The 13,283-nt window shown below is 62.9% G+C and carries 13 protein-coding genes and 2 pseudogenes; 5 read left to right on the top strand and 10 right to left on the bottom strand.

Annotated elements, in window-relative coordinates; translation table 11 throughout:
• Positions 1–219 precede the first annotated feature (219 nt).
• From P6U24_RS02235 to P6U24_RS02225, 3 genes and pseudogenes are all read right to left on the bottom strand, one after another.
• Positions 220–1,578, bottom strand: a pseudogene (locus P6U24_RS02235) (sensor histidine kinase); the annotation flags it as partial.
• Positions 1,575–2,240 (bottom strand): response regulator transcription factor, encoded by a 666-nt coding sequence (locus P6U24_RS02230; RefSeq protein ID WP_407160740.1) that lies wholly within the window; start codon positions 2,238–2,240, stop codon positions 1,575–1,577. The gene P6U24_RS02230 and the pseudogene P6U24_RS02235, both read right to left, overlap by 4 nt.
• Positions 2,240–2,551 (bottom strand): PepSY domain-containing protein, encoded by a 312-nt coding sequence (locus tag P6U24_RS02225; RefSeq protein WP_407157589.1) that lies wholly within the window; start codon positions 2,549–2,551, stop codon positions 2,240–2,242. The genes P6U24_RS02230 and P6U24_RS02225 overlap by 1 nt, the downstream gene beginning before the upstream one ends.
• 144 nt (positions 2,552–2,695) lie before the next feature.
• Here P6U24_RS02225 and P6U24_RS02220 point away from each other — a divergent pair, with 144 nt between their 5' ends.
• Positions 2,696–2,968 (top strand): PepSY domain-containing protein, encoded by a 273-nt coding sequence (locus tag P6U24_RS02220; protein WP_407157588.1) that lies wholly within the window; start codon positions 2,696–2,698, stop codon positions 2,966–2,968.
• A 10-nt stretch (positions 2,969–2,978) separates the two neighbouring features.
• On the top strand, positions 2,979–3,545 hold the full coding sequence (locus P6U24_RS02215; protein ID WP_407157587.1) for a cytochrome b/b6 domain-containing protein: 567 nt from the start codon (positions 2,979–2,981) through the stop codon (positions 3,543–3,545).
• A 116-nt stretch (positions 3,546–3,661) separates the two neighbouring features.
• Here the strand turns inward: P6U24_RS02215 and P6U24_RS02210 are convergent, their stop codons facing one another.
• From P6U24_RS02210 to P6U24_RS02195, 4 genes are all read right to left on the bottom strand, one after another.
• The gene (locus P6U24_RS02210; protein WP_407157586.1) at positions 3,662–4,873 is read right to left on the bottom strand and encodes an MFS transporter; all 1,212 of its coding nucleotides are present in this window, start codon (positions 4,871–4,873) and stop codon (positions 3,662–3,664) included.
• A 106-nt stretch (positions 4,874–4,979) separates the two neighbouring features.
• Positions 4,980–5,462 (bottom strand): cupin domain-containing protein, encoded by a 483-nt coding sequence (locus tag P6U24_RS02205; RefSeq protein ID WP_407157585.1) that lies wholly within the window; start codon positions 5,460–5,462, stop codon positions 4,980–4,982.
• 189 nt (positions 5,463–5,651) lie between these two features.
• On the bottom strand, positions 5,652–5,843 hold the full coding sequence (locus P6U24_RS02200) for an FAD-dependent oxidoreductase (RefSeq protein ID WP_407157584.1): 192 nt from the start codon (positions 5,841–5,843) through the stop codon (positions 5,652–5,654).
• 40 nt (positions 5,844–5,883) lie between these two features.
• The gene (locus tag P6U24_RS02195; RefSeq protein WP_407157583.1) at positions 5,884–6,378 is read right to left on the bottom strand and encodes a DUF302 domain-containing protein; all 495 of its coding nucleotides are present in this window, start codon (positions 6,376–6,378) and stop codon (positions 5,884–5,886) included.
• A gap of 196 nt (positions 6,379–6,574) precedes the next feature.
• Between P6U24_RS02195 and P6U24_RS02190 the strand changes: the two genes are divergently transcribed.
• The gene (locus P6U24_RS02190) at positions 6,575–7,282 is read left to right on the top strand and encodes a peroxiredoxin-like family protein (RefSeq protein ID WP_407157582.1); all 708 of its coding nucleotides are present in this window, start codon (positions 6,575–6,577) and stop codon (positions 7,280–7,282) included.
• Between the two features lie 33 nt (positions 7,283–7,315).
• On the opposite strand, the gene P6U24_RS02185 is transcribed toward P6U24_RS02190, so the two are convergent.
• The gene (locus P6U24_RS02185) at positions 7,316–8,215 is read right to left on the bottom strand and encodes a LysR family transcriptional regulator (protein ID WP_407157581.1); all 900 of its coding nucleotides are present in this window, start codon (positions 8,213–8,215) and stop codon (positions 7,316–7,318) included.
• 169 nt (positions 8,216–8,384) lie between these two features.
• Here P6U24_RS02185 and P6U24_RS02180 point away from each other — a divergent pair.
• Positions 8,385–9,210 (top strand): annotated as a pseudogene (locus tag P6U24_RS02180) (3-hydroxybutyrate dehydrogenase).
• A 66-nt stretch (positions 9,211–9,276) separates the two neighbouring features.
• Complete coding sequence (locus tag P6U24_RS02175; protein WP_407157580.1) at positions 9,277–10,431, top strand: patatin-like phospholipase family protein; 1,155 nt, start codon at positions 9,277–9,279, stop codon at positions 10,429–10,431.
• 178 nt (positions 10,432–10,609) lie between these two features.
• Here the strand turns inward: P6U24_RS02175 and P6U24_RS02170 are convergent, their stop codons facing one another.
• Both P6U24_RS02170 and P6U24_RS02165 read right to left on the bottom strand, forming a co-directional pair.
• Positions 10,610–10,861, bottom strand: a complete 252-nt coding sequence (locus P6U24_RS02170; RefSeq protein WP_407157579.1) for a LysR family transcriptional regulator — start codon at positions 10,859–10,861, stop codon at positions 10,610–10,612.
• 64 nt (positions 10,862–10,925) lie between these two features.
• Positions 10,926–13,028 (bottom strand): adenylate/guanylate cyclase domain-containing protein, encoded by a 2,103-nt coding sequence (locus P6U24_RS02165; protein ID WP_407157578.1) that lies wholly within the window; start codon positions 13,026–13,028, stop codon positions 10,926–10,928.
• Positions 13,029–13,283 lie beyond the last annotated feature (255 nt).

Below are 13,283 nucleotides of genomic sequence, written 5' to 3'. Positions count from 1 at the left end.
ACTGACCTTCCAGGCAAACGGAAATGGGCCCTCCCGCCACTCCCGATATGTGGTTCGCAAGGGCCTTGCTTCAAGACGGCGGTATCGGCGTAGAACGCTCGCAAATGATCGACATGCTGGAGCGACCGAATGCGAAATGCGCCGATGAGCGGGCATGCGGTGATTGTCGTCGGAGGCGGCCCGGCCGGACTCATGCTGGCCGGCGAGTTGGCGCTCGCGCCCCGATGCCGGAGATCTCGGACTGATTGCCGCTTTCAGGCCACCGAGCTCTGACCTGGACAGTTCCAGTTTCCACCCATACGCATCGAGGACGTCCTGCACGATGGCAAGGCCCAGGCCCGCCGCGCCACCTCGCTCGTCCAGCCGCGCACCGCGCTCGAGCACGCGCGCCCGGTGGATCGGTTCGATGCCTTCACCGTCGTCTTCGACGACAATGGCTGGCCGGCTTCCATCGGCCGTGACGCGGACACATCCTGCGCAGTGGCGGGCCGCGTTCTCGATCAGGTTGCCAAGAACCTCCGCGAGGTCGGTCCTGTCGAGCGGGACACGGATATCGTCCGCGACAAGGTTCTCAAACTTCACGCGCGCCACATCAGGCGTGCGCGAGAGAGTCGCGGTGATCGACCGCACGAGCGGCTGCACTGCCGTGGATGTTGAAGCGTTCACTCTGGCGCGCCCACGAACCCTCGCCCGGGCGAGCTCGCGGTCGACATGGCGTCCCACGGCGTCACCGATGGCCTCGATGTCGCGCGCGATGTCGCGCTCGCCCCGCTCACGGAGCCGCGCCGCATCGGCTGCGAGAGCTGCGAGCGGCGTCTTCAGCCCATGAGCCAGATCGGCAGCGCGGCCGCGAGACCGTTCGATCTCGCTCTCCTGCGCGTCGATGAGCGCATTGACCTCCTCGACGAGCGGATGGACTTCCGTCGGGACCGAGGACGGCAGATGTTGGATCACCCCGGCCCTGATATCGGCCACCCCACGGCGCAGCGCGATCAACGGGCGCAAGCCGACGCTGACCTGGAGCCAGGTCGCAAGGACCAGTACGCAGCCGAGCAGGACCAGCGCGGTCGCGAGATCCTTGGCGAAGCCCGAGGTTGCCGCCGACACCCTCGCCAGGTCCTCGGCAACCGCAAGGCGGACGATGACCGGCTTGCCGTCCGCAGAAAGTGTGACTGCGCGCTCGGCGACCAGCACGCGCTGACCACCCGGCCCCGCAGCCTCGTGCTGGTGCGTTTCACCAGGGCTCAACCGATCCGCCGGAAGCTTCATGGCGGAATCCCACAGCGACCGCGAGCGAAGCAGCTGCCCATGATCATCGCCGACCTGCCAATAGAAGCCGGAAAGCGGATCGGCGAACCGCGGGTCGACGGGAGGCTGCGTCAGCACCAGCTTGCCTTGCGCGTCGAGATCGATATTGGCGAGAAGCTGCTTCAGATGAACGTCGAGATCTTGAGCCAGGGTGCGCGAGACATGGCGTTCGAAGACGACGACGAGCGCGCCACCGGCGAGCGCAAGCGCGATCAGGATCGCGACGCCGCCGCCGGCCACAAGCCGCAGCCTGAGCGAATGCCGGTTCACGCGAGCGTCTCCGGAATCAGATAGCCGAAGCCGCGTCGCGTCTCGATCACGTCCGCACCCAGCTTCTTCCGCACGCGGCCGACAAGCACCTCGAGCGTGTTCGAATCGTGCTCTTCGCCATGACCGTAGACATTCTCGTCGATCTCCTGCTGCGAAATGACCCGTCCCCGATTGCGGAGGAGATGAGCGACCAGCCTGTACTCGAGTGGCGAGAGCGCAATCGGCACGCCGCGGCGGGTCACTTTCATCTGCCGCTCGTCCAGGGTGATCTCGCCCGCGGTCATCACCGACGACCCATGCCCCGCCGAGCGCCGCACGATGGAGCGCAGCCGCGCCAGCAACTCCTCCATCCGGAACGGTTTCGCCAGGTAGTCGTCGGCGCCGGCGTCGATCCCGTCGACCCGCTCGGCCCAGCTTCCCCGTGCGGTGAGGACGAGAACGGGCATGTGGCGGCCGTTGGCGCGCCAGCGCTTCAGGACCGCGAGGCCATCCATGCCAGGCAATCCGAGATCGAGAATGACGGCCCCGTAGTCCTCGGTGTCGCCGAGAAACCAAGCGTCCTCGCCGTTCGTAACCGTTTCGACCACGTAACCGGATGCTCCCAGCGCGCGCGAGACGTCGGACGCGATCCGCGGGTCGTCCTCGACAACAAGCACGCGCATCATTTCTCCTCGGTCCGTTCGACGTCGCCATTGCCGGCGTTGACGTGGATCTCGAACAGCCGCCCCTTGCCATCGACAACTCGCAGCTCGTACATCCAGCGGCCGGATTCCCGCTCGAGCTTCACGCCGACGATGTCGCCGGGAAGCCTGCCTCTCGCCGCATTCAGAATTTCGACCAGCGGACGGATTTCGCCCGCCTCGACGGCGCGCCGCGCGTCATCATGATCGCGCGCGAAAGAAGGCGCCGCGCCCGCGGTCACAAGGGCAAGCGCAGCGATCAGTGCACAAATCCAGGGGCGGCACAGGTCCATGAAGCAACTCATCCAGAGGGTATGGATGCCAGATGTCACCTGACAAATCGCTGATCTGGCTCAACAGCCGGCGGTCAGGCCGCCTCTGGCAGGTTGCCCGCATTGCCGCCGTATGGTGCGGCCGGCCATCGTCAGGAGATATCCATGCGCAAGATCGCAATCCTTACCATCGCAGCCGTCACGCTCGGGACGGCTACCGCCCAGGCCGGCAGCCTCGGCAAGCCGTGCACGTCGGCCCCGGAGGCTCAGTGGCTCCCGATGCAGCAGTTGCAGGCCAAGGTTGAGGCTCAGGGTTACAAGGTCCAGAAGGCCAAGCTCAAGAATGCCTGCGGAGAGCTCTACACGCTCGACAAGAACGGCAACCGGGTCGAATTGTTCGTGGACCCGACCAACGGCCAGATCATCGGCCAGATGTGATGGTTCGCAAATGAGAACCGTGAGCAACACGATCGGAGCCGGGGGCGCGATGCCGCCGGCCACGGTCAAAGTCTGGGATCCCTTCGTCCGGATCTTCCACTGGTCGCTGGTCGCCTGTTTCGTGATCGCCTACGCCACTGGCGACGAGATCGAGCGGGTGCACATCGCCGCCGGCTATGCGATCGGCGGTCTCCTCGCCGCCCGTATCGTCTGGGGCTTCGTCGGTCCACGGCATGCACGCTTTTCGAACTTCGTTCGTCCGCCGCGCGAGGTGCTTGCGTATCTGCGCGACGTCGCCTTGCGCAGAGCACCCCGCTACATCGGGCACAACCCAGCGGGCGGTGTGATGATCATCGCGCTCCTCGCTGCGCTCGCCGGCACATGCGCCACAGGCTACATGATGATCACGGACGCCTACTGGGGCTCCAAGCTGATCGAGCACGTCCATGAATTCCTGGCCAATCTCACGATCGGCCTCGTCGTGGCGCATGTCCTCGGCGTGCTGATCGCGAGCTTCGAGCATCGGGAAAACCTGGTGGCGTCCATGGTCTCCGGCCGCAAGAGGGCTGCCGACTGAGCAGCCCCTCGCCCGACCCGCGAACAGCCTGCGCAGGCTCGCGGCTCGTGAGTCTGCAATGGCGGTCCGGCAACTTGTCCCAGTGATAATTGCCTAAGAGCAGACGAGATGGCGGTTTAATCGGTGGCGAAGCGGAGCCTTAGAACAAGGGCCGCCGCGAGAGCCAGAGCGACGCCGACCCCGGCAACGCAGGCAAGCCATCCAAAATGGTCGAACAATTGGCCCAGCACGGCGCTGCCGACCAGACCGCCGAAGAAATAGCAAGCGAGGTAGGCGCCGCTGGCAACTCCGCGGTTTGTTCGTGCCGCTTGCCCGACAAAACCGGTGGCGCAGGCTTGTGCAAAGAAGGTGCCGACGCCGACGAGCACCATTCCGGCGAGCACGTCCGCAAGGTGCGATGAGAGCATCAGAGGCAGGCCGAGCGCAGCGATCGCGAGACCGCCCCAAAGGGATGGTCGCATGCCGAAAAGCGCCACCGCCCTGCCGGCCAGCAGCGTCGTGACGATCGAGGGCAGGAATACGAAATAGACAAAACCCACCCCCATCATGCCGAGCGACAGCGGGGCACGCACCAGGACGAAGTTGACATAGGTGAACGTGCCGATGAACGCGAACAGGATAAAAAAACCAAGGCCGAAGGCGGCGCGCAGAGCCGGATTGCACCAATGCTCCTTCATTGCCGAAAGTGGCGACTGTGCAGGGCCGACTACATGCATCGGCTGGACGCGCTTGACGGTGAAGTAGACCAGCAGGGCGCCAGCAAGATTAAGCAAGGCAAAGAAATAGAAGTTCGTCGCCAGGCCCAGATTGTCGGAAACAGTCGCCGAGATGAGGCGTCCAATGAGATTGCTTGCGACATTCCCGGTGATATAGGCTGCGAAAGCACCGCCCGCGTCCATCGCGCTGCACTGCTCGCCCAGATGGGCCAGCGTGAGCGTAAAGGCTGAAGCCATGCAGAGGCCCTGCATGATGCGAAGAATGGTGAAGACAGTAAGGTTGGGCGCGACAGCCAGCAAGCTCGTCGGAATCGCGAGCAGAAGCAGGCTTGCCAAAATACCGATCCTGCGGTCGAGGTGCGGGCTGAAGGATCCGACCACCAGCCCTGCGACGGCCATGCCGATTGTGCTCGCATTGACTGCAAAGCCCATCGCACCGGGCGTCACGCCGTAATGCCGCGTCAGAGTTGGCAGGATGGCCTGGGTTGCGAACAGGTCGACGACGGTCAGAAACGCGGTGAGGCCGATCACCAGAGATCGCAGCGCTACGCCCGGCGAATGACCGTGCTCTTGCACCGGTGTTACGGTGACTTCCATCGGCATATCGGTCATCGCGGCAGCTCCTGTGATCGAAAAGGATGTGACGCCCGGGCGTGCGGGGCCACACGGGATCCCGGGTCGTCACATCCGGTAACGAGGCGTGGGGCTGGAGCGCTCGTTACATGTTGTGGTCGGTCGGATCCTTGCGAACGTCGCCGACGTAGAGAATGACGGTCTCTGTGCCGAGATTCTTCCACCAATGCGAGGTGCCGTAGACCTCCGGGCGCAGGTCGCCAGCCTTGTGCACGATCGGATCGAGACAGTTGCTGGCGTATTCCACAATCTCGCCCTGCTGGACAAAGATCAGCGCCGGCCGATCGTCATGGCTGTGCCAGGGCACGATGCCACCGGGCTCGATGGTCAATTTGCGGAAGCGGAGCTCGCGGCCCGCGATATGCGCGGGCTGCTTGCCGAGGTCGATGGAGCCAAGCGTCACGTCGGTAACGCCGACCGGCTTGTAGTCCACCATCGGGCGGGCGTTGGATTTCATCTTGTCGGCAGGACATTCGCCGGCGAATGCCGCGGATGCTGTCGCGAGCGAAATGGCCGTGGCGAGGCCAAAGCTTTGCAGGACCTTGCGCGAGGCGGTAACTTTGAACATGTCGGATCTCCTTCCTTTGTGTGCGGCTCCGAAAGTTGGCCGGCTATGTCATCAGCATCGCGCAAAGCTTTTGCTTCGATAAATGCCGATTGGCTGTTGACTCGATAGCGGCGTGCTATGCAGCTCAGGCGTGGCCGAGCATGTGCTTGATGTCGGATGCGAACGTCGGATAGGCGTAGACGTGGTCCCTCAACGCGCTGGCGCTTGTCCGGCATCAACCAGCACCTTCTTTGCCGTGCAGCCGCGGTTGAGACACGTGCCGCCGAGATCGCGCGCTTCGACCATCGCGACCGATAATCCAGCGCGCCGGACCGGTCCGGTCACGCCGATGCCGGCGTTGCCGCCGCCGATGATCACGACGTCATATTTTTCAGTGTTCATCGGCCTCTCCCTTCGCCGGCGGCTGAGAATTGCCAGACGATTATTTGCTGGTAATGGTAGAGGTGATCGATCTGACGACCATCGTGGCCATGTTGAACTGGGCGTCGCGATCCCGGATGTTGTGACGCCGCGCGATCCAGCCGAAATCTGTCCACACAGCCCAGACGTCACCATTGTCGTCCTGCGTAAGCAGCAGGCGCACCGGCCAATCCAGCCCTGCATTGGGATTGGACGTGATGAATTGCGTGCCGAGCGGCGGATTTCCGAAGATGAGCAGGGTTGAGGGGCGCAGCTTGATGCCGGCATCCCCAGCAAGCTTCGATTGATCGATCTCGTCGAAGAATTTGATGCCTTTGGCTGCAAGGTCCGCCTTGATGCGGATGATCGCCTCCGACATTGGAACGGCGCTCTTGACACGGACGATGCCGTCATCGCCTTCGATCCTGGCATCGATCGGCGCCGCAGACGCCCACAGGAGCATCAGAACGAGAAAGATCGCAAATTTGCCGGGTCGCAGTACGTTGTAGCGGGACATGGAATGCTCCTGTCGGGTGGCCGGTTCGAGACAGGGTCGCCGCTCAGGCTTCCAAAATGAAATGCGGGCTTGCTCTGATATCGATAGCCCAATGCTATCGTTCTTTGTGCGATGCTATCGGCAGAGATAAAACGCCCCTTGTGGGGAGTTTGGGCGGGAAACTACAATCTGAAGGTCCAACATGCCGGAGCAAGGGATGACGTTGCTTTCGCCCGCTGACGCCGAGCGTCTCAAGCTCGCTTTTCAGCGCTGCCGGGAGATGGAAGGCACTCTCAACGAACAGCTCCAGGCCTATGCGGCAGCGGGCCGGGAGATCTTTCCAGCCTACGGCGAGGCCGTCGATCGCCTCGTTATGAGGGTCAACGAAAATGGCGGCGGGGAAAACGCGCCGCGTCCCGGCGAACCGATGCCGCCTTTCGTCCTCCCCGACGAGAGCGGCCGCCTGGTTGCCTTGCCGCCTCTGCTCGAGCGGGGTCCCTTGGCCGTGATGTTCTTCCGCGGCCATTGGTGCCCTTATTGCCGGCTCAATGTCAGGGCTGTGATCAAGGCCTATGACCGCATCAAGTCGCTAGGCGCGGACGTGGTCGCCATCATGCCCGAGACGCAGGAATATGCGGCAAAGTTCAAGACCGAAGCCGGCGCACCGTTTCCGGTGCTGACCGATCTCGATAACGGTTATGCCCTGTCACTCAACCTGGCGATCTGGCTCGGCGTGGAGATCGAGCGGCTTCTCTCTTATCTCGACATGGCGAGCTTTCACGGCAACGACGGCTGGGTATTGCCGATTCCTGCAGCCTTTGTGATCGGGCGCGACGGCATGGTCAAAGCGCGCTTTGTCGATCCCGACTTCCGGCGCCGCATGGCGATCGAGGATCTCCTCGCCGCTCTGAAGGATGCGCGGTAGCCTCGGCTGAGTTGCCGGCATGCGTTCGTCCGCTCAAGCGGCCCTGCTCTTCTCCAGAAAGTGCCGCCAATCTGCACCGCGGAGCATCCGCATCACGGCGGATGCGACCGCAGTGCGTTCGCGGCCCGCGACGCCGCAGAGATTGACCGTGCGTCGGGCATTGAGTCCCTCGACCGAGCTACGTTTGAGCGTCTGCGGTATCCGCGAAGTGTCAGGAACCACGGCGATGCCGACACCGGCCTCGAGCAGCTCAATGAGATCGCGCTCGCTCGAGATTTCGTGGCAGTGATCGACGTCTACGCCGTGCTCGCGTAAGACGGTCTTCAAGCGCGAGCCATGCTCGCAGTACCCGCGTGACAAGATCTGCTCGGAACGTAGTTCATCGAGGTCGATGCGATCCTGATCGGCAAGCCGGTGGTCAGCGTTGACGACGAGCTGAAAGTCTTCCGTAAACAGCGGCCAGGTGTCGAGCCGCTCCCAATTCGGGTCGAGTTCAGCCGCGATTCCAAGTTCGGCCTCGCCTTTCTTCAGCATTTCCCCGACTTCGCGGCTATCGCCGCGGAGAAAGCGGAATTCCAGCCGATTGAACTGGCGCTTGATCTGATCGAGGAAGGGAATCAGCACGGACAGATCGATCGAGTGGGTGAGCGCAATCCTCAGCGCGCCGATTTCGCCGCTCTTGAATGACGAGGCCAGCGAGCGCGCGCCGACGGCGGCCTCGTAGCATTGCTTCAGCAAGGGGTGCATGCGCTGACCGAGCTCGGTCAATCCGGCCGGGCGCTCGCGGCGAAACAGGTCCCCGCCAAGCTCAGCCTCGAGCTGCTTGATGGCCCGCGTCAACGATGGCTGGGTGACATTGCACTCATCAGCAGCACGCGTGAAATTGAGCGTCCGCGCGACCGCAAGGAAATACCGAACCTGATGCATTTCCATGATCGAACTCCCCCGGATCCGGCTTGCAGTCTAGCCGATTGAGGGCCAAGGCAGCCATAGCGCGCACCTATGGTTTTGGAAGCCAAAGGGTATTTCCGTAAATCCGTCTTGCGATGCAGATTCTGGCGACCGTCGGATACCGACGCCGATGCAAGCGGGATTCAAGAAGATGAATATTCAGATCAAATCGCATGCTGCGGGCGACACAAGAATACTCGATGGCAGGGTCGCCCTGGTGACCGGCTCAACCAGCGGGATCGGGCTTGGCATCGCCCGCGCGCTCGCCGCGGCGGGCGCAAACGTGATGCTGAACGGCTTCGGCGCCGCGGCCGAGATCGCCGGGACAAAGGACGCGATAGAAGCCGATCACGGCGTCAAGGCCGGCTATTCGGCGGCCGATATGACGTCGCCAGACGAGATCGCCGAGATGGTCGCAGCGACGCTGGCCGACCTTGGTCGGCTCGACATTCTCGTCAACAATGCCGGCATTCAGCACGTCGCACCGCTCGACCAGTTTCCGGTCGAGAAATGGGATCAGATCCTGGCGATCAATCTGTCGTCCGCATTCCACACCACGCGGCTGGCACTGCCGGCGATGCGCAAGCAGAACTTCGGTCGCATCATCAATGTGGCTTCCGCGCACGGGTTGGTCGCCTCGCCGTTCAAGGGAGCCTATGTCGCCGCCAAAACATGGCATCGTCGGCCTGACCAAGGTGGCGGCGCTCGAGACCGCCGAGGACGGGATTACGTGCAACGCGATCTGCCCTGGTTATGTCTATACACCGCTGGTCGAAGCCCAGATCGATGGGCAGGCCAAGGCGCATGGGATATCCCGGGATCAGGTGATCCGGGACGTGCTGCTGGCCCAGCAACCGAACAAACGCTTTGCGACAGTCGAGGAGATCGGCGCACTGGCCGTGTTCCTCGCAAGCAGCGCGGCCGCCTCGATCACCGGAACCGCACTGCCGGTCGATGGCGGTTGGACCGCACATTGAGACGACGCTCGTAACGGAGGCGAGCGCGCTTGCGAATATGAGACAAGGCTCGAATGGGAGCAGGACATGCAGGACAGGACTTCGTCGCGAAATATCAAATCGCTGGCCAAGGATCTCCCCGGCCAGGTGGTGCTGGTGTTGCAAGGCGGCGGCGCCTTGGGCTCGTACCAGGCCGGCGTTTATCACGCCTTGCATGAGGCAGGCATCGAGCCCGATTGGATCATCGGCACATCGATCGGCGCCATCAATGCCAGCCTCATCGCCGGCAATCCGGTCGACGACCGGCTGTCACGCCTCAAGGAGTTCTGGAAGCGGATGGAGCAAAATCCCGTCTGGAATATCCGAACGGCCTTTCCAGGCTTCAATGATCGGCTGTCCTACTGGGCGACCATCACCCACGGAATTCCCGGCTTTTTCCGTCCAAATGCCCTCGCGCATGCCGGCGACAGCTATCCGCTGGGTGCCGAAAGGGCGGGCTATTACGTGACCACTCCACTCGAGCAAACGCTGACCGAACTTGTTGATGTCGACTTGCTCAATAGCTGTTCGCCTCGCCTGACGGTCGGAGCCGCCCATGTGCGGACCAGCCAGATGCGCTATTTCGACAGCCGCGACGGTGAGCTCACCATCAGGCATATTATGGCTTCCGGCGCCTTGCCGCCGGCCTTTCCCGCCGTCCGCATCGACGGCGAGCTTTACTGGGACGGTGGAATTCTGTCCAACACGCCGACTGAAGTCGTGTTCGATGACAATCCCCGCAAGAACTCGCTGATTTTCGCCGTGCACTTGTGGAATCCCGCCGGAATGGAGCCGACCACGATGGCGGAAGTGCTGAACAGACACAAGGATGTCCAATATTCCAGCCGCATCATGAGCCACATCGCACGGCAGCAGCAGGCACATCGGTTGCGTCACATCATCAACCAACTGGCCAAACGGCTGCCCGACAGCGAGCGCAACACTCCGGAGGTGCGCGAACTGGTCGGTTACGGTTGCCAGACCCGGATGCACGTGGTGCGTCTGCTTGCGCCGCAGCTTGATCGCGAGACCCACACCAAGGACATCGATTTCAGCCCGCGCGGCATCATGCAACGCTGGGACGCGGGCTACTCGCACACGAGAGCAACCCTCGAACACGCACCATGGGTCGGCGAATTCGATCCACTCTCAGGCGTGATCTTGCACGAACAGATGGAGCTGATGCCGGTGGCGGCGGAGTGAGGTGGGGGTTCTGGAAGCCGGCTTGCGCGATAGCGGACCTCACTCGCCGGAGCCAGCCTCCTCCTCGGAGAGCTTTTTGACCGCAAGAGGGACGCCACCCAGCCGCACCGATCTCATCGCCTCGTGACGAGCGCACCGAGGGCGCGCAAATATGATCTTCCCTTGACGGTCGTCAGGCTTACGGCGCGCCAGAAGCACGATCATCATCTGCTCGCGAAACGACGGCGAATAGTTCGGGCGGGACTCGGGTGTCCGGTCGGGTCGAGAGTGGCTGCACGATCCTGCCCACCTCCGTGATGTGGATTCGCGATCGCGCGCGACGAAAGAGATGGCCTCCAAACTTTTTCTCCAGAAGCTGGATCGCTCTGGTCAGCGATGGCTGAGTGACGTGACATCTTCGGCCGCCCGCGTGAAGCCCAGATGCTCGCATACGGCGAGAGAGTACCGGACATGGTGCATCTCCATGGGGTCTGCCTGTTGGGCGCCAGGGGCGGCTATTTCGATTGAAGTGTCGCGACAGGCAGCCATTTATTGTCGGCGCCCGTTTGTTCGAGGAGCTTGCAACGATCGAGCATCAGTTCAGTGGGCCGATCGTGAGGGCGCTCATGTAAGACCGCCTCGAAACAGCGAATCGCACCCGAGAAGTTACGCTTGCGATACTTGAGCAGGCCTTCCTCGTATTGCGCGATCCATGCGGGGCTGACTTCACCCGTCAACGGAGCGATCAGTTCGTATACCGCAAGCCCCTCCGTCTTGCCGTAGACGGCTACGCAATCGATCTCGCGCGCGATCATGGCCTCCTCAACGAGGCGCTTGGTCTCGGCGCCGACCAGGATCTGCGTCTCATAGAGCTTGTTGGCGCCCTCCAATCGGCTCGCGACGTTCACGGCATCGCCTATGACGGTGTAGTTCAGCCGCAATTCGGAGCCGACATTGCCAACCAGCATGCGGCCGGAATTGATCCCGATCCGGATTTGCAGGGGATGGCCCTGGTCGTCTCTGACGCCGGCGGCCGCGATGGCCTGGCGGCACGCGAGCGCTGCGCGGCAACACAACAGGGCATGTTCGGGCTGCGCGGTCGGCGCGCCCCAGAACGCCATCACGGCGTCGCCGATGAATTTGTCGATGGTGCCACCATGGGCGACGATGACCTCGGAGGCGATATCGAGATACCGTGACAACAGCGGCACAACACGATCGCCCATGCGCTCAGAAAGTCCAGTGAAGCCGGCTACGTCGATGAACATTACCGTCAGCTCCTGGATCGAGCCGCCGGGCTTTGCCTCAACGCCCTGACGCAGGAGCGACCGGACCAGATCGGCCGGGATGAATTTGCGAAACGCGGACAAGCCCTGTGCCATCTCGGCGATCGCGCCCGAAAGGCTGGAAATCTCGGCGAGCCGCGATGGATGGCGGCGCACCTGGTCCAGCGCAAAACTTTCCACGTGCCGGATCTCGCCAACGACGCGGGCGAGCGGAGCCGCAATAACCGATCGCGCCAACATGGCCGACAGCAGGGCGGCGAGCAGCGCGCCGACGGCAAGACCGATGATCAGTCGCCGCAGCGTGGCTTCGACCGGACCCAGAAACTCAGCCTCAGGAATGACGGTCGCGAGGGACCAGCCGGTAAACGGCAAGGGCGTCAGCGCGACCTCATACGCCGCGCCGTCGAGGGTAAGCCGCCGCCGCCAGGCTTCCTTGCGGCCCTCGTTTCCGGCCAGCGTCAGCGCCATACGCGCCAGCGGCAGCATGTCGATCCGGCTGTGAGCGGGACGCAGCTCATCGGCGTCCTCATCGGGGGCCGCGATCAATTCATCACCGGCGCCGAGGATGAAAGCTGTTCCGGTGCGGCCGACCTCAAGCTGGGCGAGGAAGCGCGAGAGCCTTGTGTACTCGATGACGATCGCAAGGACGCCCTGGCGCTCCTGGTAGACGTCGATCGGCCCCGCAAAGGCGATGGATGGGCGCGGACCGATCGGATGGTCTACGACAGCGAACCACTGCGGGCCTTTGGCTTCCATTGCGGTCTTGAACCAGTCCTGCTCAGTGACGCGAAAGTCGGTCGGCTCGAAGCGACGCGTCTCGAACTCGATGTCGCCCGGGATCACCTGATATTCGTCGATGCGGCGCTGGCCAACATGGTCCGTTTTCGAGATCTCCATCATCTCGAGATGGCCGTCACCAAGCTTGTGTGCGGCGAAGAACGAGCCGTCGGGCCAACCGAAAGCGACCCAGGAGATCGTCGCCTGCGACTGCAATTGCGATAGAAACACGAACTCGCGCTTGTCGGCCTCGCGGGTGTCGAGCACGTTCTGCAGGAACAGCGTGCGCCCGGCAGTGTGCGCTGCACGCGCTTCATCCACGATCGCAGATACCTCCTTGCGAACGGCGGCGACGATCTGCTCGTTGATTGTCGAGGCGAGCTGCCGGCTGATCGATTCAGCAGTACGCCACCACACGAGGCTGGATGTTGCTGCGGTCAACAAGATTGTGGCCAGCACAAGTCCCGACACCGCAAGACGGATGCTGACAGTTAGTGTTTTGGCAGAAGGAGGCCGCAGGCGTTGAAAGGCGCTTTGTGATGGAACGGCGTTCATGCTGGCTCCGCCGGTGGCAGGCATCGGTGGCGATACGCCGGCCGGGCGTGGATTGTTACGCCGGGGCAGCTTGCGCGGATCATGCCACGTGAATGTCGGCCGCTGCCAATGCTCAGCAAGCTCGGTTTCGATAGCGACAAGGCATTGGAAGGCGGCGCATGTCTTCCCCTATCTGGACCCAAGCGCGGCCCCGCCGGGGCGATCAGCGCGACATTCGAAACGGTCTCACGGATTCGTGACGGCTGACGCCGTAAT

It is taken from the genome of Bradyrhizobium sp. STM 3557, from assembly GCF_045571465.1.
Lineage (GTDB): Bacteria > Pseudomonadota > Alphaproteobacteria > Rhizobiales > Xanthobacteraceae > Bradyrhizobium.
Note: the sequence above shows the minus strand (reverse complement) of the source record. Positions and strands in the feature narration are given on the sequence as shown.

What these genes read in the sequence shown, in the direction of transcription:
- P6U24_RS02210 (WP_407157586.1), bottom strand. Translation starts at nt 4,873, where the DNA reads ATGACCGATATGCCGATGGAAGTCACCGTAACACCGGTGCAAGAGCAC.
- P6U24_RS02190 (WP_407157582.1), top strand. Translation starts at nt 6,575, where the DNA reads ATGACGTTGCTTTCGCCCGCTGACGCCGAGCGTCTCAAGCTCGCTTTT.
- P6U24_RS02200 (WP_407157584.1), bottom strand. Translation starts at nt 5,843, where the DNA reads ATGAACACTGAAAAATATGACGTCGTGATCATCGGCGGCGGCAACGCC.
- P6U24_RS02220 (WP_407157588.1), top strand. Translation starts at nt 2,696, where the DNA reads ATGCGCAAGATCGCAATCCTTACCATCGCAGCCGTCACGCTCGGGACG.
- P6U24_RS02175 (WP_407157580.1), top strand. Translation starts at nt 9,277, where the DNA reads ATGCAGGACAGGACTTCGTCGCGAAATATCAAATCGCTGGCCAAGGAT.
- P6U24_RS02165 (WP_407157578.1), bottom strand. Translation starts at nt 13,028, where the DNA reads ATGAACGCCGTTCCATCACAAAGCGCCTTTCAACGCCTGCGGCCTCCT.
- P6U24_RS02230 (WP_407160740.1), bottom strand. Translation starts at nt 2,240, where the DNA reads ATGCGCGTGCTTGTTGTCGAGGACGACCCGCGGATCGCGTCCGACGTC.
- P6U24_RS02170 (WP_407157579.1), bottom strand. Translation starts at nt 10,861, where the DNA reads ATGCGAGCATCTGGGCTTCACGCGGGCGGCCGAAGATGTCACGTCACT.
- P6U24_RS02195 (WP_407157583.1), bottom strand. Translation starts at nt 6,378, where the DNA reads ATGTCCCGCTACAACGTACTGCGACCCGGCAAATTTGCGATCTTTCTC.
- P6U24_RS02205 (WP_407157585.1), bottom strand. Translation starts at nt 5,462, where the DNA reads ATGTTCAAAGTTACCGCCTCGCGCAAGGTCCTGCAAAGCTTTGGCCTC.
- P6U24_RS02215 (WP_407157587.1), top strand. Translation starts at nt 2,979, where the DNA reads ATGAGAACCGTGAGCAACACGATCGGAGCCGGGGGCGCGATGCCGCCG.
- P6U24_RS02225 (WP_407157589.1), bottom strand. Translation starts at nt 2,551, where the DNA reads ATGGACCTGTGCCGCCCCTGGATTTGTGCACTGATCGCTGCGCTTGCC.
- P6U24_RS02185 (WP_407157581.1), bottom strand. Translation starts at nt 8,215, where the DNA reads ATGGAAATGCATCAGGTTCGGTATTTCCTTGCGGTCGCGCGGACGCTC.